The organism is Lentibacillus sediminis, from assembly GCF_002763455.1.
In the GTDB taxonomy this organism is placed as follows: domain Bacteria; phylum Bacillota; class Bacilli; order Bacillales; family Amphibacillaceae; genus Lentibacillus_D; species Lentibacillus_D sediminis_A.
In genome coordinates this window covers 226,281-245,669 of sequence record NZ_NIXK01000007.1, presented here as the reverse complement: position 1 = coordinate 245,669, position 19,389 = coordinate 226,281, and the positions used below count along the sequence as shown (strand labels likewise).

At 43.4% G+C, this 19,389-nt stretch carries 20 protein-coding genes; 17 read left to right on the top strand and 3 right to left on the bottom strand.

The window, feature by feature from the left end; all coding sequences use genetic code 11:
* Nucleotides 1-45: 45 nt before the first annotated feature.
* From CEG13_RS13530 to CEG13_RS13510, 5 genes are read left to right on the top strand one after another with little or no spacing between them, the layout of a single operon-like run.
* Nucleotides 46-711 (top strand): hypothetical protein, encoded by a 666-nt coding sequence (locus tag CEG13_RS13530; RefSeq protein ID WP_100012416.1) that lies wholly within the window; start codon nucleotides 46-48, stop codon nucleotides 709-711.
* Nucleotides 708-1,421 carry an ABC transporter ATP-binding protein gene (locus CEG13_RS13525; protein ID WP_100012415.1) on the top strand — a complete coding sequence of 238 codons (714 nt, stop codon included), beginning with the start codon at nucleotides 708-710 and terminating at the stop codon, nucleotides 1,419-1,421. The genes CEG13_RS13530 and CEG13_RS13525 overlap by 4 nt, the downstream gene beginning before the upstream one ends.
* Complete coding sequence (locus CEG13_RS13520; RefSeq protein ID WP_158234695.1) at nucleotides 1,390-3,858, top strand: ABC transporter permease; 2,469 nt, start codon at nucleotides 1,390-1,392, stop codon at nucleotides 3,856-3,858. Before CEG13_RS13525 ends, CEG13_RS13520 begins: the two co-directional genes overlap by 32 nt.
* Nucleotides 3,859-3,870: 12 nt before the next feature.
* On the top strand, nucleotides 3,871-4,368 hold the full coding sequence (locus tag CEG13_RS13515) for a PadR family transcriptional regulator (protein ID WP_100012413.1): 498 nt from the start codon (nucleotides 3,871-3,873) through the stop codon (nucleotides 4,366-4,368).
* Nucleotides 4,369-4,391: 23 nt separating this feature from the next.
* Nucleotides 4,392-5,243 (top strand): DUF72 domain-containing protein, encoded by an 852-nt coding sequence (locus CEG13_RS13510; RefSeq protein WP_100012412.1) that lies wholly within the window; start codon nucleotides 4,392-4,394, stop codon nucleotides 5,241-5,243.
* Between the two features lie 357 nt (nucleotides 5,244-5,600).
* Here the strand turns inward: CEG13_RS13510 and CEG13_RS19140 are convergent, their stop codons facing one another.
* Nucleotides 5,601-5,684: a putative holin-like toxin gene (locus CEG13_RS19140; protein ID WP_239984656.1), complete on the bottom strand. Its 84-nt coding sequence runs from the start codon at nucleotides 5,682-5,684 to the stop codon at nucleotides 5,601-5,603.
* Between the two features lie 244 nt (nucleotides 5,685-5,928).
* On the opposite strand from CEG13_RS19140, the gene CEG13_RS13505 reads away from it, so the two are divergent.
* The 12 genes from CEG13_RS13505 (at nucleotide 5,929) to CEG13_RS13445 (ending at nucleotide 18,097) form a co-directional block, all read left to right on the top strand.
* On the top strand, nucleotides 5,929-8,310 hold the full coding sequence (locus tag CEG13_RS13505; protein ID WP_100012443.1) for a penicillin acylase family protein: 2,382 nt from the start codon (nucleotides 5,929-5,931) through the stop codon (nucleotides 8,308-8,310).
* 185 nt (nucleotides 8,311-8,495) lie between these two features.
* Nucleotides 8,496-10,028, top strand: a complete 1,533-nt coding sequence (locus CEG13_RS13500) for a flotillin family protein (protein WP_239984651.1) — start codon at nucleotides 8,496-8,498, stop codon at nucleotides 10,026-10,028.
* 369 nt (nucleotides 10,029-10,397) lie between these two features.
* Nucleotides 10,398-11,093: a vancomycin resistance response regulator transcription factor, VanR-F/VanR-M family gene (vanR, locus tag CEG13_RS13495; protein WP_100012410.1), complete on the top strand. Its 696-nt coding sequence runs from the start codon at nucleotides 10,398-10,400 to the stop codon at nucleotides 11,091-11,093.
* Nucleotides 11,086-12,198, top strand: coding sequence for a sensor histidine kinase (locus CEG13_RS13490; RefSeq protein WP_100012442.1), 1,113 nt, complete (start codon nucleotides 11,086-11,088; stop codon nucleotides 12,196-12,198). Before vanR ends, CEG13_RS13490 begins: the two co-directional genes overlap by 8 nt.
* Nucleotides 12,199-12,301: 103 nt before the next feature.
* A complete protein-coding gene (vanY, locus tag CEG13_RS13485; protein ID WP_100012409.1) occupies nucleotides 12,302-13,183 on the top strand; it encodes a VanY-A/VanY-F/VanY-M family D-Ala-D-Ala carboxypeptidase in 882 nt (293 codons plus the stop codon).
* Nucleotides 13,184-13,350: 167 nt separating this feature from the next.
* Nucleotides 13,351-14,085, top strand: a complete 735-nt coding sequence (locus CEG13_RS13480) for a class I SAM-dependent methyltransferase (protein ID WP_100012408.1) — start codon at nucleotides 13,351-13,353, stop codon at nucleotides 14,083-14,085.
* A 406-nt stretch (nucleotides 14,086-14,491) separates the two neighbouring features.
* Nucleotides 14,492-14,806 carry an RNHCP domain-containing protein gene (locus CEG13_RS13475; RefSeq protein WP_239984650.1) on the top strand — a complete coding sequence of 105 codons (315 nt, stop codon included), beginning with the start codon at nucleotides 14,492-14,494 and terminating at the stop codon, nucleotides 14,804-14,806.
* 141 nt (nucleotides 14,807-14,947) lie between these two features.
* Complete coding sequence (locus tag CEG13_RS13470) at nucleotides 14,948-15,607, top strand: helix-turn-helix domain-containing protein (protein ID WP_100012406.1); 660 nt, start codon at nucleotides 14,948-14,950, stop codon at nucleotides 15,605-15,607.
* Nucleotides 15,591-16,175 (top strand): PIN domain-containing protein, encoded by a 585-nt coding sequence (locus CEG13_RS13465; RefSeq protein ID WP_100012405.1) that lies wholly within the window; start codon nucleotides 15,591-15,593, stop codon nucleotides 16,173-16,175. The genes CEG13_RS13470 and CEG13_RS13465 overlap by 17 nt, the downstream gene beginning before the upstream one ends.
* Nucleotides 16,176-16,476: 301 nt before the next feature.
* A complete protein-coding gene (locus CEG13_RS13455; protein WP_239984649.1) occupies nucleotides 16,477-16,896 on the top strand; it encodes a MarR family winged helix-turn-helix transcriptional regulator in 420 nt (139 codons plus the stop codon).
* The gene (locus CEG13_RS13450; RefSeq protein WP_100012403.1) at nucleotides 16,884-17,225 is read left to right on the top strand and encodes a DUF3147 family protein; all 342 of its coding nucleotides are present in this window, start codon (nucleotides 16,884-16,886) and stop codon (nucleotides 17,223-17,225) included. Before CEG13_RS13455 ends, CEG13_RS13450 begins: the two co-directional genes overlap by 13 nt.
* 5 nt (nucleotides 17,226-17,230) lie before the next feature.
* A complete protein-coding gene (locus tag CEG13_RS13445) occupies nucleotides 17,231-18,097 on the top strand; it encodes a putative RNA methyltransferase (RefSeq protein ID WP_100012402.1) in 867 nt (288 codons plus the stop codon).
* Between the two features lie 69 nt (nucleotides 18,098-18,166).
* On the opposite strand, the gene CEG13_RS13440 is transcribed toward CEG13_RS13445, so the two are convergent.
* Both CEG13_RS13440 and CEG13_RS13435 read right to left on the bottom strand, forming a co-directional pair.
* Nucleotides 18,167-18,376, bottom strand: a complete 210-nt coding sequence (locus tag CEG13_RS13440) for a hypothetical protein (RefSeq protein WP_100012401.1) — start codon at nucleotides 18,374-18,376, stop codon at nucleotides 18,167-18,169.
* Between the two features lie 141 nt (nucleotides 18,377-18,517).
* Nucleotides 18,518-18,934, bottom strand: coding sequence for a YugN family protein (locus CEG13_RS13435; RefSeq protein ID WP_100012400.1), 417 nt, complete (start codon nucleotides 18,932-18,934; stop codon nucleotides 18,518-18,520).
* Between the last annotated feature and the right edge of the window lie 455 nt (nucleotides 18,935-19,389).

The window sequence follows — 19,389 nt, the reverse complement described above, 5'->3', positions numbered from 1 at the left end:
CTTAGTAAATAGTTACTGAGTATATATAAAAGTGAGGTTCATCCAATGATCAATTTGCTCGTCCAATATCAATGGGAATTGTTTATTTTCGCGGAAGTATTGTCCGTGATCTCTCTCTTCCTTTTTGGCATCGTGCGCTATCTTTTTGGAAAACAGCGGCTTAGTTTATTTTTCCTTCTTGCTTTTCTAGTTTTGTTGGTATTCGAGGCATTACTGGCCATGTTAATTTACCAGGAAACCGGGGAGATTTCCACGTTTCAGATAGTTATTACCATTTTTGTGATTTATGCATGCACATTTGGTATTGCTGACTTTCGAAAGCTGGATCGCTGGATGCGCAGCAAAATTGGAAAGTGGCGCGGGGTGAAGCTTCTCACGGACAAGGATATAGCAATAATGTCCAAGCAAAAAGACCCAGGATACATAGCGAAAAAGTATCGACGAAGTGCCATGTTGCATTTGGCTATTTTCACTGCAGTTCAGCTGGGGATATGGCTGTACACCTCAAATAGTACAGAGCAATTTATGCAATACATTACGGATTTATCGTGGGTGAGCATGGAAGGAACGGAAAATTTGGCGGAAACACCTTATCCAAATGAATTATTGTATGGATTATCGCAATTATGGGCGCTGGTGTTTGTGATAGATTTTCTTTACTCCTGGTCCTACACCGTGTTTCCAGCAAATCGAAAGGGTGAAAAGGCATGATTAAGGTAGCTGATGTGACAAAAGAGTTCAAAAATGGAAAAGAAGTAACTACTGTTTTGAAAGGGATTGATTTCTCCGTTAAAGAGGGGGAATTTGTGGCGATCATGGGGCCAAGCGGATCCGGGAAAAGCACCCTCCTTCAATTGATCGGAGGGATGGATATTCCATCAACTGGCCGGATAGAACTGGACGGGGAAGAGCTGCAAACAAAATCAGAGAAACAGCGAACCATCATCAGAAGAAAAGATATAGGTTTTGTTTTTCAAAATTATCAGCTCCTGCCGACACTCACTGTCTATGAGAATATTACGTTTCCTCTGCATGCGGATCGGCAGAAAGTAAATCCGGATGAGGTTCAGGAACTGTTGAAGGCTGTGGCTCTCACAGACTATGAAAAGCGATTTCCTCATGAACTGAGTGGCGGACAGCAGCAGCGTGTGGCGATAGCGCGTGCACTGATCCATAAGCCGGCGATTCTGCTTGCAGATGAACCAACCGGAAACCTGGACAGAGAACGTTCCAGTGACATTTTGGATTTATTGTCTTCTTTTCATCAGGAAAGGGGGCAGACGATTGTCATGGTAACACATGATATGTTTGCGGCAGGGCATGCGGACCGGATTGTGTTGTTTAAAGATGGCGTTATAGAGACGGAAGTGCAAAGAGAGGATGAGGACTATGCAGAATTCCTTTCTCGTTTCATGGCGTAATATTACGTGTCATAAAAAACGTTTCTTTTTTACGCTGGCTGCTCTTGTTCTTGGTGTCGCTGTAATGACGAGTATGCTCATTTCAAAGTCTACTTTTTCCAATTTAATTGATGAACAGGAACAGTTAAATGCAGGCGATGCCGATTTTTGGGTTCAAAGTAATGATGGCACTTTTTTTGAAAATGACCTGGCTTGGCTGCAGGAGCATGAAGAAGTGGAAGAGCAGGTGTCGCTACTTAACCAAAAAGGCTTTGCGGAGATGGAAACAGATCATCCAATGCAATCCTCTGTCCGGTTCACGGGGGTTTCTGATTTTGATAATGATCTAATTAAATTATCTGTAAGCGAGGGAGATGTTACAAAAGAAGGGCTCATTATAACGGAAAATACAGCAGCGCTTTTCGAAAAAGAAATAGGGGATCAAATTTCTTTTCAGGATATGGGAAGCTTAGAAATTACAGCTATAGTTCATGAAGGAAGCATGTTAAACAGTCCCGAAACGTTAGAGTCTGCAATGTTTCAGGATATTCAAGTAATGGTTCCTTTAGACAAACTTCAACAATCGACAGGGATGGAAAACCAGATTTCCAATTTAAGATTTAAAGTAAATGAAGACACAGGTGAGGATCAACTTTTAGCAATTTATCAATCAGAATTGGAAGGTTCGAATTTATTTGTTCAGCCGATTGTTGCGGATAGTCAGCAAAATAATGATGTGGAAGGACTTTATTATGTGTTCGACCTGATTGCCATACTGTCCATCTTCATCAGCTCATTTATCGCTTTTAATATGATCAATACGAGTATTATTGAGAGAAAAAGAGAAATCGGGATCATGAAAAGCCTCGGATACACAGGCGGAAATGTCGTGGGACTTATTGTGAAGGAAATTGGGTTTCTGGCTGTGATCGGAACTGTTGTAGGTTTGGGTCTTGGAATTTGGTTCGGGCTATACTTCCAGGAAATGCTGGTTTCCTCTATTGTCACCCAAAATATTGATTATGATGTCATCATCACGGGACCGGTAATCATCTCTATCATCGTCGGAATCCTATTTCCATTTTTGGCAGCAGCATGGCCGATGTACAAAGCAGGGAAAACGCCGATTTTAAAAGCGATGCTCGGCACAAGTGCAGCACAAAGCAGTTTTAACAAACTCAATAAATGGAGAATCATACTGGGAGTTGTTTTTACTGGAATTGGATTGATTGATAATGTGTGGGCATTTTTGTTTTTATTCGTCGGGCTTGTGTTATTATTCCCATTGTGGGTAAGAGGTATGCAAATCATTGTCCGCCCTGTATTGACATTCATCTTTCGTTTTTCCGGAAAACAAGCGCTTCGCTCCATCAAACAATTTGAAAGAAGAAATGCAAATACGGCAGCAATGCTCGCGATTGGTGTGAGTCTGGCCTTGTTTATGAGTGCAGCACTGACATCATTACCTGAAGGCATGGAGGATGAAATCGATGCAACCTTTGGCGGGGATATCATTGTTGAAAAAGAAACACCATGGACGGACACGGCTCTGGAAGTCGTAAGGAGTCTGGAAGGTGTGGAGAATGTAAATCCGTATACAGAAATCCCCAATGTAACATGGCATACAAAGTCCGGGGAACTGCGGGAGTTTTCCATCATGTCTTTTCCCGATATAAGCAGTGCTGAGACATTTGCAGTTGTAGAGGAAGCGGAAGGAAACAGTGACCATCCTTATATTTATGTTGGGGAACGGGCGCTCATGGAATGGGGCGGCGGTGCAGGTGATATCCTGACGCTGAATACGCCAGCCGGTGAGCAAAACTTTTTTGTGAAAGGGAGTGTCCAAACCTCCCATAATACAAGTTATGTTGCCTTCGCGGAGGAAAATGTAGTGAAAAATGAACTCAATTGGCCACATGACTATCATCTTGCATTGGATGTAGTGGATGAGGATACAATTTCTGCTGCGGTATTGGCTTTGGAAAGTACTTTCGGCCTGGAAATTAACAGGATAAATACGATTACTTTAACCAAAGAACAATATACAAGCGGGGTATCAGGAATGGAAGAATTGATGCAAGGTCTGTTACTATTAATCATTGCCATTTCAGCCATTGGTACTAGCAACACATTATTTATGAATACCATGGAACGGGTGAAAGAAATAGGGACAATGCGGGCGATTGGTTTTACAAAAAGGCAAGTCCAATTTATGATTATAGCGGAAGGTTTATTTATCGGTATTGCTGGTGTGATTGTTGGGGTGCTATATGGAATTTTAGTTATTTATTTGAATTCCATTTCAGCTGATGCGCTGGGTTTACTAAGCTTTATCATTCCTTGGAATAGCTTACTTATAGCAATTGCGGGTGGAATTTTGTTTACACTACTTGCTTCCTGGCTGCCAGGCAATTCAGCATCACGTATTTCGATAAAGGAAGCGATATCCTATGAATAAGCGGGGATCTTTATGTCAGTAAAACACTCACTACTTGCATTGCTATATGAAAGACCAAGACATGGTTATGAGCTGAAAACCGGATTCGACGAGCTTGTCCAGAGTATGTGGCCGCTGAATGCCGGGCAGGTATACACGACACTAGACAGGCTGGAGAGGGATGACCTGATTGAATCCCCGGGAAATGACCAGAAGGACCGAAAACTATATACGATTACGGAAAAAGGTGTGGAAACGCTTTGGTCCTGGTTGGAAGAGCCAGTCGAGCGTTCGTTGCTCAAAGATGAATTTTACTTTAAATACCTTTGTGCGAGCCATGTTGACTATGAAGATAAACAGCAAATGATCCAAGCTCAAAAGCAAACGATGATAAAGGACGTCCTCCACCTCACCCAGATGAAACAGCAAATGAATCGATCCGGGAATGATACCATGCGGATGCTGGTAGAGGGGGCTTTGCTTCATCTGGAGGCAGATATTAAGTGGCTGGATATGATCGCAAAGGATTAATGTTTTGTTTATGGAGGTACCTAATGATTTATATAGGAGTAACAGGCTGGGGGGATCACTATTCCCTGTACCCTCCGCAAATCAAAGCGGGGGATAAGCTAGAAGAATACGGCAGTCATTTTCCTGTGGTGGAAGTGGACGCATCCTTTTATGCGGTGCAGCCGGTACGCAATGCGGCCAAGTGGGTCAGGGAGACGCCGGAGAATTTCCGTTTTGTCGTAAAGGCCTATCAGGGAATGACGGGTCATCAGCGCGGCGAGATTTCTTTTGAGACAAAAGAGGAGATGTTTGCAGCATTCAAGGAGTCGCTGAAACCGTATCAGGATGCGGGGAAACTGGCGATGGTGCTGTTTCAATTTCCACCATGGTTTGATTGCAAGAAAGAGAATGTGGATTACTTAAGATACTGCAAGAAAATGATAGGTGATATCCCGGCAGCGCTGGAATTCAGGAATCAGTCCTGGTTCAGCAGCAAATTCCGCGAGAGCACGCTTTCCTTCATGAAGGAGGAAGGATGGATTCATGCTATTTGCGATGAGCCGCAAGCGGGCGATGGCTCGGTCCCGATCGTGCCGGAAGCTACGAATCAGAGTTTGACGCTGGTTCGCATGCATGGCCGGAATGTACATGGATGGACGAAACCAAATAGCGCCGATACCAATTGGCGGGAAGTTCGTTATTTGTATAAGTATAATAAGGAAGAGTTGCTGGAGTGGAAAGAGCGGGTTCTTAAGCTGGCGGAAGCATCAAAAGATGTTATTGTGCTATTTAATAATAATTCTGGCGGGGACGCAGCCGGGAATGCCAAGGATTTTCAGGAGCTGCTTGGAATTGAGTATGAAGGGCTCGCGCCGAGGCAGTTGGGTTTGTTTTAGCTCTTCGGGGTGAATTCTGCACTCTGCAACTTTGAAGTTTACAAATTCTGAAAACGTGGTATACTCATAGTAAGCTGGCTGGCGAAAGCGTTTTAGAGGTTAGTTTTTGTTTATCTTGGAAACGACAAATGCAATTAACATGCCGAAAACGATCATCAGCATCATTGCATGGAGTAGTAAATTTTCATTTGTTACTCCATACAAAAACATGGTATACTATCAGAAGAAACCCATAAAATAGTAAAAACCGTCCCATGCTGGTAACATGGAACGGTTGCAATAGACCGAACCCCATCAAGAGGGGCTAGGCACATTAGGACAATAATCCCTCAGTAGCCTTCCTAAGCATATGAGGGGTTATTTTTTGTTTTGATCAGAAACGACAAATGCAATTAACATGCCGAATGATATCATCAGCATCAATACATCATTAGTTTCCATGAACAACACCTCCTCCTTGGGAAGAATCCCAGAAGGTAAAACAGTGTGCCCAACCCCTCATGCGAAGCCAGTCTATTATTCTCCCATTATATCACAATCGATCACACATTCCTTTAGACTTTTAATATATTTCTGATTTCTTCTTTGCTAGCAGACCGACTGAAAAGAAAATTCTGATTGAGTTCCTCTCGCTCTAATGGTACTATTTTCTCAAGGGGGAGTCGATGTGATAGAAGAGAGAACCATGCCAGAAACAAGGAAGAGAAGGAAAATCAGCAAAAAGAAGATAGCGTTATACAGTCTGGGGGCGACCATTCTCCTGGTACTTTTTTTGCTTTTTCTTGGAAACGCATACATAAACAAATCGCTGCCGGAACTTGAGGGAACGCTGACTTTGCCGGTACTGGAAAATGAAGTGACGGTGGTGACCGATGCGAACGGGGTTCCGCATATTAAAGCGGAAAATGAGCATGATCTATATGTTGCTCAGGGTTATGTGCAGGCACAGCACCGGTTGTTTCAGATGGAGCTTTCCCGGAGACAGGCGTCGGGGACATTGAGTGAAGTGGTTGGCGAGGGAATGGTGGAGCAGGATAAATATTTTCGCTCGCTCGGTTTGCGGCGAGCGGCAGAGGAATCCTATGATACGTATTCAGAGGAAAGTAAAGATGTATTGCAGGCCTTTGCCGATGGGGTGAATACCTATATCCAAGAGGCGAAGGAAACGGACAGTCTGCCGGTTGAGTTTACCCTGATGGGAACAGAGCCGGCAGATTGGACGCCACTTGATTCCCTTACCATTGGGAAGTACATGGCATTTGACCTTGGCGGGCATTGGGAGCGGCAGGCGTTCAATTATTATCTGCTGAATCGCTACGACGAGGAAAAGGCGTATGAGCTGTTTCCGAGCTATCCGGAAAATAAACCGACCATCATCGGCGAGGAAGAGGTGGATGTGGCCAGCAGCTTTGAACATGCGGTGATTCCACATTCGTTTAATGGAAGCAATAACTGGGTGGTCAGCGGGGAGAAAACTGAATCAGGACTGCCACTGCTGGCAGATGATCCACATTTGGGACTGGCGACGCCCTCCATCTGGCTGCAGATGGATCTGGAAGCGCCGGATGTGCAGGTGAGCGGGGTTATTTTTGCCGGAGTGCCTGGGATAATTTTGGGGCATAATCAGGACATCGCATGGGGTGTGACCAATACCGGTCCGGATGTGCAGCAGCTCTATTTGGAAAAGCGCAATCCGGATAACCCGGAGGAATTTTTGTTTGAAGGAGAATGGGAGCAGGCCGAAATTATTGATGAACCGATCCACGTAAAAGACGGCGAGACCATCGATTATCAGGTAGTAGAAACCCGGCATGGTCCGGTGATTTCCGAATTCGCCGGGGACAGCGGGCAGGGTACTGTCATGTCTTTAAGATGGACGGCATTGGAGGCCACGACAGAGCTTGAAGCCATTTTAGAGATGAATAAAGCAGGCAACTGGAATGAGTTCGAAGAAGCCTTGGAAAAATTTCACGTCCCGGCACAGAATTTTGTCTTCGCTTCAAAGGATGGAACCATTGCTTATAAGGCCAACGGGAAAATCCCAATCTATGAAAATGGTGATAATGCATTGCTGCCGCTTGAAGGCTGGGAAGCGGAAAATGAGTGGGATGGATATATTCCGTTTGATGAATTGCCAACCGTTGTCAATCCGGAGAAAGGGTTTATTGCCACCGCGAATAATAAAATTGCCGGGGAGGACTACCCGTATCACATCAGTAATGTGTGGGCACAGCCTTACCGATATGAACGGATAGCGGAAGTGCTGGAAGCTGGCAGTGATTTGACCATAGAGGATATGCAAGCATTGCAAATGGATCAGATGAATCTGCAGGCGCGGGAGTTTGTCCCTGTTTTTATTGAAGCATTGCAGGGGGTGGAACTTGCTCACGGAGAAGCAGAAGCACTTGAGTTACTGGGAGAGTGGGATTATCAGGATGCGGTGGGTAAGGCCCAACCGTTAATTTTCCACCACTGGATGGATGAGATTGAGAAATTAATGTATCAGGGAGGAATTGGCATCCCCCCAGATGTGATGGAGCTATTTAGCGGTCGGGCGCAAACGACAGATCAACTTTTACGTGAGGCGATCAGCGGGGAAGGATCAATTTGGGTGGAAGAAAGAGGCGGATTGCAGGAATTGCTGCTAACATCGTTGAGCGAAACTGTGGATCATCTCGCTGAAGAGTATGGAGAGGAACTGACAGCCTGGCAATGGGGCAACTATCATCAGGTACAGTTCTACCATCCATTATCAGGCATTCATCCGGTATTGGCTTACTTCTTTAACAATGAGGATCCGATTCCGGTTGGGGGAAGCAGTGTCACCCCGATGGCAGCCAGCTATGATCAGGAAACCGGAGAAGTCGATCATGGGGCGTCCTGGCGATTTGTCATTGATGCAAGCAATATGGAAACGGGTTACCATATTGTTGCTCCCGGGCAATCTGGTCATTTTAAAAGTGATTGGTACCATGACCAGATGGATGACTGGGTGGAAGGGAATCATCATGAAACCAGGATGGGAGCGGATGAAGGGATGGAATTGCTGCTGGTTCCCGGGGAGTGATGATGGCGGCTGCTCCTTGATATTGAACCAAGGAGCGGCTGTTTTTCATATAAAATAACTAATCAATTATTTCCATAAATACTGAAACCTTTTGCTTAGTCAATCGGTATTACATATATAACCGCCTATTTTACATATAGTGATTGTGGAATGGGATGGATAATATTAGAGGGGGAATTTTACTTATGCAGGAAACGTTATTATTTATTATTCTTGGAGTTGTTGGAGCGGTGGTGCTCCTTGGCGGGATTGTTACGCTGATTATTTTCCGGATGCGCTATAAGACGGCCAGCTCCAATGAGGCGCTGGTGGTTACAGGGCCGAAGCTTGGCGATCCGCAGAAGGAAAAGAATGTGTTCGAGGATAACAATGGCCGCTCGGTGAAGATCATCCGCGGCGGCGGGTATCGTCTGCGCATGTTTCAGACTTCCACGCCGATTGATCTGACTTCTTTTCAGCTGAATGTCAACTCGGAGAAGGCTTATACAAAAGAGGGTATTCCGGTTCGGGTAGCAAGTACGGCTGTTATCAGTATTGGCAGTGAGCTGGAGATTATGGCCAATTTTGCTGAGAAATTTCTGGGGAAAGAACAGCGCGAACGGGAATCGGAGCTGAAGGATGTGCTGAACGGGCATTTGCGCTCGATCATTGCGTCCCTGCCGATTGAGAAGATTTACAATGATTTCAAGGAAGTCAACACACAGGTGAAGCGGATTGCCGAGTCTGATTTAAAAGGCATGGGCTTTGAAATCACTTCGTTTGCCCTGAATGATGTGGAAGATGTCGATAAAGAGAATGGCTACATTGATGCCCTTGGGCGGCCGCATATTGCGGAGGTTCAGAAGAAGGCGAATAAGGCGGAGTCCGATGCTGACAGGGAAACGCGGATTTATCATGCGAGAAATGATCAGGAGGCAAAGGACGAAGAAATCCAACGCCTCACAGAGGTTGCCGAATCGAGAAAAAATAAAGACATTAAGGAAGCGGCATTTGAAGAAGAAACGAACCGGGCAAGAGCGAAAGCGGACCAAGCAGGAGAATTGGAACGCCATCGTCTTGCCCAGCAGGTGAAAGAAGAAGAGCTGCAAGTCCAGTATATTGAGAAGCAGCGCGCTGTTGAACTGGAAGAAGAGGAAAACAAACGGCGCCGCTCCATTGCTGATGCCGAGGCATACGAAACAACCAGAAGGGCCCAGGCCGAAGCGGAAAATGAGCGGATCAAGGGTGAGTCCGAGGCAGAAGTTATCCGCCAGCGCGGTCTGGCCGAAGCCGAATCCAAAGAGCGCATGGCCAAGGCAATGGAGCAATACGGCGAAGCGGCTGTTTTGGAAATGCTGCTCAATGTGCTGCCTGATTATGCGGAAAAAGTCTCTGCGCCAATTTCACAAATTAAAGATATGAAGGTAATCGATATGGGTGGAGAAAATTCCCGAGGCGGCTCGGCGAAAATAGCTGGCAGTGTGACCTCGACGATGCTCGGTATTCAGGAATCCCTAAAAGAGGCGACAGGTATGGATTTGAAAGCAATGCTGGAAAGCTATGTATCGCGCGGGACGGTCAATAGCTTTGATTCCGGGCAGGAGCAGGTAGGCCATTATCAGGAGGCTTCGGCGGAGGAAGCGGCTGAGGACGTTGAGTCGCTGGCAGAAGAATCTCAGCAGTATACAGATGAGGTTGAAAAGCCTGACAGCAAGACACAGGAGACAGAGGAAGAATAGTTGGATTATGACGGATGTGTAACTGTAATAACATTGAACCCCTTTAGGTGAAATTTGTCTAAAGGGGTTCTTATGATAATAGTAAAATAAGGTTATACTGCAAGTTGGATTTTCCATGTCAGCTTTTTTACCTTTTGGAGGATGTTCAAAAAGCTCCGGTGAAAATGACACATCGAATTTCTTCGTTGGCTTGCTTTTCCGCTACTCACGTATTTAAAAGCATATGCTCCGCCCGTCAAAACTATGCCGCGATCTGGACTTCTCGGTCCTTTTCATCCTCGTTTTTGACACACACTTTTAGATATTTTGATCAAACTTTATTTTAAAGCTACAATATGTATGAAAGATACATAATATAGGGAGTAGAATATGAAACGTATATCGATTTTAATAGCCGATGATGAGAAGGAGATTGCAGATCTTGTTGCAATCCATTTGGAAAAAGAAGGTTTTAGTGTGATAAAAGTAGCTGATGGTCAAGAAGCTATTCATTATATCAAGACTCAGCCAATTGAGTTGCTGATTTTGGATATTATGATGCCAAAAATGGATGGATATGAGGTAGCCCGTCATGTTCGGGAACAACATAATATGCCCATTATTTTTTTGAGCGCCAAAACATCTGATTTCGATAAGGTACATGGATTAGCGATCGGAGCAGATGATTATGTAACCAAACCGTTCATCCCTATTGAATTGGTTGCTCGTGTAAATGCTCAATTGAGACGCTTTATAAAGCTGAATCATCGTGAAACAGATAGTGAAACAACCTTGGAATATGGAGGGTTGGTTATTTCTCCTGATCAACGTATCGTTACTGTATATGGCGAAAACATTGAACTAACGCCGAAGGAATTTGATATCCTGTATTTATTAGCCAGTCATCCAAAGAAAGTTTATAGTGTCGAGAACATTTTTCAGAAGGTATGGGGAGAAGCATACTTTGAAGGTGGTAATACTGTTATGGTCCACATTCGTACGATACGGAAAAAACTGAAAGAAGATAAACAAAAGAATAAATGGATTAAAACGGTGTGGGGTGTCGGGTATGCCTTTTATGGGTAAAATAGCTGGAAGTTTTCGCACAAAAATGGTCCTGTTATTTGGGTTAAGCATGCTTTGCTCTGGTGTTATAACATTTCTAATCTATAAGGGCCTTCAATTTTATTATCGAACAATGGTTAGTTATGGGGATCCGTTAGCTCAGTTCCGATTATTCATAGGCAATATTGGTGAAATCAACTTTTTTTTACTGCTATTTATCCCACTTTCGATATTGTTCTTCTTTTTACTGACGAAGCGTTATTCGGTATATTTTAAAGAGATTTCAAACGGAATTCATAATCTTGCTCATGGTGACTTTAATCACCGGGTACATATCCAATCAAACGATGAACTTAGTGATATTGCACAGGATATTAATTTAGCAAGTGAAAAATTGAAAGAAGCAATAGAGAGAGGAGATTTTTCAGAAAGCAGTAAAGATCAGTTAGTCGTAAATCTGGCTCATGATTTGCGAACACCACTTTCTTCTGTTTTGGGTTATTTAGATTTAATCTTAAAAGATGAAAATCTGACGAGAGAACAGACCAGACATTATTTAAAAATTGCCTTTACCAAATCACAGCGGTTGGAAGGACTTATTAATGAATTATTCGAAATTACGAGGATGAACTATGGTATGCTGCCAGTGGAAGAAAAGCATATTAATTTAAGTGATCTGTTAAAACAACTAAAAGAAGAATTATATCCTGTCTTTGAGCAAAATAGTCTAAAAGCTCGAATGAATATGACTCCCGATTTACCTATTTTGGGTGATGGAGAGTTATTGGCACGTGTATTCGAAAATATTCTGATTAATGCAAATAGATATGGAGGCGATGGTGAGTTTGTAGATATTAATGGATTTAATGATCCAGGGGAAGTGGTTGTTCAAATTATCAATTATGGAAATAGCATTTCTTCGGATGATCTCCCATATATCTTTGATATGTATTATACCGATGACAAAGCAAGAACGTATCAGGATGATGGTACAGGTCTTGGCCTGTTCATTGCAAAAAATATAGTGGAACAGCATAATGGAACAATTACTGCTGACAGCAGCATAATACGTACGATATTTGAAGTTCGTTTACCTCAGGATAAAAATAAAATGGACAATGTTTAAATCCAGGCTTAGGATTTAAGAAAAATTTAAAGTTTGCCCCACTCTTTTTTTAAAAAGTTTTTCCTATCCTTTAGATAAGTCAGGAAAAGGAGGAAACTAAAAAATGAAGAAGTGGTTTTTTTATTGTTTTTTACTATTGGCCCTGGGTTTTGCCGTTTATCATATCACACCTTTTTTCGAAGATCCAAGGGATATTAAAATAAATCAGGGAGAGCAAAAAGAAGGTGAATTGATCGAGGGGGACTCGGAAAACACTCAAAAGATTAAAATCACAGAAAAACAAATATATAAAGGAAAATTGTTGTTGGTTAACAGGGAGTATCCCGTTCGAAAAGAAAGTGTTAAAACAGATATTATAAATTTATTTAACCATAGAGAATTGACGAAGGGATATGGGTTACTAGATGATACTATTCACTTGTCAAAGGTGATGGCGCAAAAGTTTTCAAAGATGGTTGATGCCGCCAGAGAAGATGGGGTTAATAATTTTTTGATCAGCAGCGGTTTTCGGAGTTTTGAAAGACAAAATGAGCTTTACGAAGAAAAGGGAGCTGACTATGCCTTGCCAGCAGGTCATAGTGAACACAATCTTGGGTTGGCGGTTGATGTAGGGTCCACCACCCAAATGTCCATGTACAACGCACCTGAAGCAGAGTGGATTGATAAAAACGCCTGGAAATACGGTTTTATTTTACGCTATCCAGCGAATAAAGTTGACATCACAGGAATCGAATACGAGCCTTGGCATATTCGATATGTTGGTTTACCGCATAGTGCGATTATGAAGGAAAAGAATTTTGCTTTAGAAGAGTATTTGGATTATCTTAAAGAGGAAAAGGAGGTTTCTGCTGAGGTGGAAGGTGAAAAATTTACTGTTACTTATTACCCTTTTTCCGAAAACATGACTATTAATATACCGGAGGATCTTGACTATGAGATTTCAGGAGACAATATAGATGGTGTAATTGTGACCGTACACGAATGATAGATGCATAAGAGGAGGGAACAATCGAAATGTCAATGACCAGCCAAAAGAATTATTGTAAGAGAAAAAACAAATTAAATAGTTTCTGCAATAACAGGGAGTTTCGAAATTTGTGTTAAATTAGGACATAATTTGAGATATAATCCTACTGATTGGAGGGTTAAACATTGAAACAAAACAAGTATGATGACCCTGAATTTTTCAAACAATACAGTCAGATGAATCGATCCGTGGAAGGCTTAAGTGCAGCTGGAGAGTGGTCGGCCTTTCGTAAAATGTTTCCCAATCTTAAGGACAAGCTTGTGCTCGACTTGGGCTGCGGCTTTGGCTGGCATTGCCGCTATGCGCGACAGCAGCAGGCCCGCTCGGTGGTGGGGGTGGATATTTCTGAAAAGATGCTGGCGCGTGCCAGAGAATTGACCGATGATTCGGCTATTGAATACTACCGGCTGGCGATGGAGGAGGTTGATTTTCCGGCAGATGAATTTGATGTGGTGGTCAGCTCGCTTGCGCTTCATTATGTGGAGGATTTTCAAAGCATTTGCCAGAAAGTCTATCGTTATCTGATGCCAGGCGGCAGTTTCGTCCTCTCGGTGGAACATCCAATTTTCACAGCACGTGCCGCTCAGGACTGGTATTACAGTGCGGAAGGGGAGCGGCTTTATTGGCCGGTTGATGATTATCAGAAGGAAGGACTGCGGCAGACACAGTTTCTCGGAATGGATGTGGAGAAATACCATCGCTCGATTGCCACCTATTTTAATACAGTAATTCGGGCAGGTTTTCGCGTGACAGAGGTTTCTGAACCCGAGCCAACTCCGGAGGCCATGGCGAAATATCCGGAAATGCAGGATGAATACCGGCGACCGATGTTTTTGATGATGGTGGCGGTGAAAGATTGAAGGGATTTTTCTGAATTTCGGATCGTTGTTCAGTCAATATCTGTTATACTATAGTTGAATACGTCTGCCATAGACGCAACAGGAGGAAAAAGTTTGACTAAAAAACTGTTCACCGCTCGTGCCGGATAGGGGACGGATGCCATTGTCAGTGATTGCGGAGGAGCACGTACCAGTGGAAGGTGGAGCCGCTCCGTCTTACAGTGGTTGGCACATTAACATAAAACCAATCGGGGTCCGGATCTTGAGATGAAACAAGTTCAAGTGAAGCAGGAACTTGAAGTAATCGCCGGGCAGAACCTGGCGGTGAATGAGTAAAATCGCCGCAAAAGCCTGAAACTGCATCTGCAGGAAAACAAAACGGAACCCTGCCTCCAAGATAGATAAATTCATCTTGGAGGAGTGGCACGTGAGCAGAAAAACAGAAAATACACCGTTTCAATGTCGGCAATGCGCCTCGCATGTTCAACCAGTAACAAATGGAAGTTTTCGCAACCATTGTCCATATTGCTTGTATTCCAAGCACATGGATCAGCAGCCCGGTGACCGCGCCAGTGCGTGCGGCGGGTTGATGAAACCGATTGGAATCGATTACAGCAGCAAAAAAGGATATCAGCTTATCCACCAATGTGGTAAGTGTGGCAAGGTCGGTAAAAATAAAGCAGCTGTTGATACAGAGCAGCCTGATCAGTTAATTGATTTGATGAAATTGCTTAGTTTATAGGTTTGTGTTAGACGTATTCGATTTGAGGAGAAGAGAGTCTATAGCAGGGCTCTCTTTTAGTTATCATTAAATTGTTGTTTTTGTTGGATTTGTTGACTTTTTGTGATATAATTTAAACATCAAAGGGAGGTGGCGAAAGTGATGTACATGTCTAAGCAGGAACGCGCTCAAATGTGGGAAAGTGTAGAAATTCTTTCGCAGATTGATGAGGATAAAGCAAAAACGATATTTAAAGTTACCATTGAGCAAACTATCCAGCGCTTTCATATAGACTCTCCCATATTTTCAAACGTGCCATTACGTTTTCCCGACTTGAAGCATCTTGCCTTGCTCCGGGAGACGGAAGAAAAAATGGAGCAGGCTTTTGCCAAGCAGGAAAGGGAAAGAGCTTATGAATATTTGATTGAATATGTTGAACTGATCAGCCAATTGGCAGAAGGGGACCCAGTGATGTGGCAGAAAAAAATACTGGCCTCCTTATTGGCTGCCAGTAAAAAATCCAACTGGTCGATTACTGATGAACAAATAAGAGAAAGTCCTGTACTGTATGGGCAACGAGAAACGAGGTTTTATACGACAAACCAAACCGCGAAGAAATTGGGGCTGAGTGATCAGACGATTCGCCGGATGTGTGAAAATGGCAAATTTACCGGGGCTTATAAAACGGAAGGCGGACATTGGCGCATACCCGGTAGTGAATTTATTACTTCAGATGCACAGGATAAGGAAGCTGAAGAAATATTAAAGCAAATAGATAAGAAGAACCGGGAAGCGGGGGATGTAGATGAATTTAATCTTTGATTCCCCGAGGCCTCCCGTAGTGTTTATTGATACAACCGTTTTGTGTGGAGCCTTACGCAAGAACGGCATCAACCGCAAGATTCTAAAAGCAGCCCGGAAACCTTATTTGTTTCACCCGGTTGTATCAACTGTCTGCTTGTTTGAATTTGTCAGAAATGCCTCACAGGGGCTGGGGAGAGGAAAAAGTTTGTTGAAATATAATCACCAGGAAATTGAAGCATTTTTAAATAAATTTGTATATCCAATTCTGGAATACTACCAAGGTTTGCCTGCTAACAGTAAGATTGGTCGATACAATGTGGAAACAATTCTACGGGAGCATCGTCCTATTGGAGAAGTTTTAATAGAATTAAGCGGGTGTGATAATGAAATGGCACAGCAAATTGCTTCGACACAAGAGATGGAGGAGCCACTTTATCATTTCGATCAGGATGACTTCCATGTTTGGATAACTGCAATTCAAGAAGACTGTGATTACATACTTACTACTAATGATCGACGCTTCCCTTCTTCGATCGGTCTGATCCAGCGCATTCACCCAAGAGATTTCTATACCCACTTAACGTAAAGTGGAGAATATCGAGCATCTCGAGCTGATTCTTGAGTACTACCGGAAGCACGGCTTCAGATATGCGTGGATGATGTCGGAAATCAGATATAATAAAATAGAAATGCGAGGGGAACTGGAACCTAATTTTATGATTTGTTTCAGGGATATTATTTTCCAAGCCGGTGGCAGAGCCACTGAAGGTTATTTCGTAATAAATAGCGGTTAATCCTTTTCTGTTGCAGGAGAGGGTATATTTGCGATATATTATATCGCGAAATAAGATATATTCGCTTTAAACGATGTAAAGGAGCGGGTTTCTGTGTCATCAGAATGGAAAAACATGAATATATATTGGACCGATATTTATTATCATTTACACTACCCTCATCAAGAAAAAATTACTCACCAAGTAATCCGCATTTTGCAACACGTGGAAAAGCGGGACAAGGTGGGAGTAAATGATATTGCGAGTTATTTAAAAGTCTCGCAAAATACCGCATCGGAACATATTAAACGGGTTATCCAGAAAGGACTATTAATTAAAAACAGAGATACAGAAGATGAAAGGAAAATCATACTTCAATTAACGGATGAAGGGAAGAAAGTGGTTTATAGAAATACCAGTCTTGATGAAAATAAGCTGGATAAACTGTTTGCTGCTTTGACGAAAAAAGAACAAGAGCAGGTTCATGATGCATTCCAATTAGTAAGTGAGCGTGCAAAGCAATGTATGTTGTAATGAAAATCTTGGTGTCTGCAACTGTAATTGCCATTGTAACAGAAATTGCAAGGAGATTTCCTGCTTATGGTGGAATTATAGCGGCCTTGCCCTTAGTCAGTTTACTGAGCATTATTTGGCTTTATGTGCAAGGAGAGGGGTCAGGAACATTAAGCCAGTTTGCGTTAGGTGTACTGTGGGGATTCCCGGCCACAGCTGTCTTGATTTTAATTGTGTGTTTATCATTAAAGAATGGTTTTGCTTTACTGTTGTCCATTGGATTGGGAATAGGGGGCTGGCTGTTATTATTAATGCTTCAGGATTATGTAGTGAAGTTATTTAGGGTGTGATTAAAATGAAAAAGCAAAAAGAAATAGCTGCGGAATATATGCATAGGTTTGAATCCATTTTTCGCTGTCCCGTTTGCTCACGTCCAATGCAGGTGGCTGGCAAGGGAAGTGTGGTTTGTGAAAAGCGGCATACATTTGATATCGCGAAGCAGGGGTATGTCAACTTCCTGACGAGTCCGGCTAATTCCAAATATGACAAAGCATTATTTGACGCGCGGCGAACAGTGATACAGGCAGGAATTTATCAGCCGCTTCATGAGCGAATCGCTGACTGGGTGACTCAAGAAAAGCATGAGCATGAATTGGTGAGAATGCTTGATATGGGGAGTGGGGAAGGATCTCATTTGGCCCGCATCCAGCAGACTGCCGCTTCGCTTTTCGACGGGGAAATTGCAGCAGCAGGAATGGATATCGCAAAAGACGGTGTGTTGGCCGCTACCAAACAATACAAAGAGATGATCTGGTGTGTCGGTGATTTGGCGCGACATCCGTTTGCCGCAGATGCATTTGATGTAGTGCTCAATATCTTTTCTCCAGCAAATTACGTGGAATTTAAGAAGATCTGCAAGCCGGATGGCATGGTGGTGAAAGTTCTTCCTCACGCGGGATATTTGCAGGAACTAAGAAATTTATTTTATGAGGATGAAGAGAAACAGCACTACACCAACGAGCTTACGGTGGAGCGGTTTATGGAAAGCTTTGCGAAAGTGGAGAAACAGCGGCTGACGTATAAAGCCGAGGTGGATCCATCTTTTTTACCAGCACTTTTACAGATGAGTCCGTTGTCCTGGCATCAGGATGAGAATACGCTTCGAGATATACATTTGCCGGAGATTACGATTGATGTGGAGATTTTGCTGGGTCAGGGGTGAAGTGGCAATGACTAATATTTCGACCCAATCGTAAAGGAGCAACCCAGTCGAGACTGCTCTATTGCTGCTCTAAGAATTATTGTACACCTGAGAAATCTCTTTTTTCGCAATAACTTCATTGGCGGACTCCAGCTTTTTGTGCTGATCGACCGAGTTGCCAGCTGTGTTATCTTCCGCATGGAAAGGGTGATTTGCCTTCACTTCATCTTGTACGCCTAAAGTCCCGTTCTGATTAGCTTCCATTGGAAGAGGGGATTTTTTCTTGGGCTGATTTTGCATGTGGATCACCTCCATGCTTAGTCTGTGACTGGTGGCGTATTTTATCCGAGGGGTTATGAGTGTGGCAGTCAAAGTTCACAGCCATCTATAAAAAAAGAAAGACTTCTGCCAGACCTCACCGGCAAAAGTCTTCTCTTTCCATCACGATATGTAACTCAACACCTGGTTAATCGACTGCTCGCCAGCCTCTTCCCATTGGTTCTTGCGATGAATTTGCCCGTCTTTATCCAGCGGATCCTGAAATTGATTGACTAATCCAGATCCAGTAGAGAATAGGGAATCTTCATCTCGGTCCAGCCCGATATGGACGACATGCTTGATCACAAAAGGGATGCCGAATTCCAGCAGAGCATTTGGGCTATCGAGTCCACCCTCCACGACATGAAAAGGGATCCTTACATAGATGCTCTCCCCATTTTCCCGCCAAAGCAGCGAGTCATAGAAGCCGCCGTCATATTCCCAACTGCCGCATAGTGTGTACCCGCACGGCTTGCAGAGCTTTTGCATCTGTCCAAAATACGCGCGCTTTCCCTCAATTTCGCTTTTTAGTTTAATCATCATCTTCCTCCTTGTTTCGATGAGATATCTGCTTTTGGTTAGTATGCTCGGAAAATCGGATGAGAATACGTGGGAAGGGGTGTTTTTGTAGATGGCATGAACGCTTAAGACGCGATGAAATCACGAACGCCGAAGAAAACACCTCATTCGTGCCCTCATCAAGGGTATGAAGACACGAACGCGCAAGAAAACCACTCATTCGTGCCTTCATCAAGGGTATGAAGCCACGAACGCGCAAGAAAACCATTCATTCGTGCCCTCATCAAGGGTATGAGGACACGAACGCGCAAGAAAACTTCTCATCCGTGCATTCATCCACGAAAGCAGATGAAAGCAACCCATTCATGCACTCATCACATGCACGACAGCCCTTGAAAGCCATTTCATTGTCAGTACTCACAACCAATGGTATATTTATAGAATCATTAAAAAAATCCCTACATCTTCTACGCCAG

Coding starts and splice junctions, on each gene's coding strand:
- CEG13_RS13505 (WP_100012443.1), top strand. CDS start 5,929: ATGCCAGAAACAAGGAAGAGAAGGAAAATCAGCAAAAAGAAGATAGCG.
- CEG13_RS13515 (WP_100012413.1), top strand. CDS start 3,871: ATGTCAGTAAAACACTCACTACTTGCATTGCTATATGAAAGACCAAGA.
- CEG13_RS13450 (WP_100012403.1), top strand. CDS start 16,884: ATGTATGTTGTAATGAAAATCTTGGTGTCTGCAACTGTAATTGCCATT.
- CEG13_RS13510 (WP_100012412.1), top strand. CDS start 4,392: ATGATTTATATAGGAGTAACAGGCTGGGGGGATCACTATTCCCTGTAC.
- CEG13_RS13470 (WP_100012406.1), top strand. CDS start 14,948: ATGTACATGTCTAAGCAGGAACGCGCTCAAATGTGGGAAAGTGTAGAA.
- CEG13_RS19140 (WP_239984656.1), bottom strand. CDS start 5,684: ATGGAAACTAATGATGTATTGATGCTGATGATATCATTCGGCATGTTA.
- CEG13_RS13440 (WP_100012401.1), bottom strand. CDS start 18,376: ATGCAAAATCAGCCCAAGAAAAAATCCCCTCTTCCAATGGAAGCTAAT.
- vanY (WP_100012409.1), top strand. CDS start 12,302: ATGAAGAAGTGGTTTTTTTATTGTTTTTTACTATTGGCCCTGGGTTTT.
- vanR (WP_100012410.1), top strand. CDS start 10,398: ATGAAACGTATATCGATTTTAATAGCCGATGATGAGAAGGAGATTGCA.
- CEG13_RS13490 (WP_100012442.1), top strand. CDS start 11,086: ATGGGTAAAATAGCTGGAAGTTTTCGCACAAAAATGGTCCTGTTATTT.
- CEG13_RS13500 (WP_239984651.1), top strand. CDS start 8,496: ATGCAGGAAACGTTATTATTTATTATTCTTGGAGTTGTTGGAGCGGTG.
- CEG13_RS13525 (WP_100012415.1), top strand. CDS start 708: ATGATTAAGGTAGCTGATGTGACAAAAGAGTTCAAAAATGGAAAAGAA.
- CEG13_RS13465 (WP_100012405.1), top strand. CDS start 15,591: ATGAATTTAATCTTTGATTCCCCGAGGCCTCCCGTAGTGTTTATTGAT.
- CEG13_RS13435 (WP_100012400.1), bottom strand. CDS start 18,934: ATGATTAAACTAAAAAGCGAAATTGAGGGAAAGCGCGCGTATTTTGGA.
- CEG13_RS13445 (WP_100012402.1), top strand. CDS start 17,231: ATGAAAAAGCAAAAAGAAATAGCTGCGGAATATATGCATAGGTTTGAA.
- CEG13_RS13530 (WP_100012416.1), top strand. CDS start 46: ATGATCAATTTGCTCGTCCAATATCAATGGGAATTGTTTATTTTCGCG.
- CEG13_RS13520 (WP_158234695.1), top strand. CDS start 1,390: ATGCAGAATTCCTTTCTCGTTTCATGGCGTAATATTACGTGTCATAAA.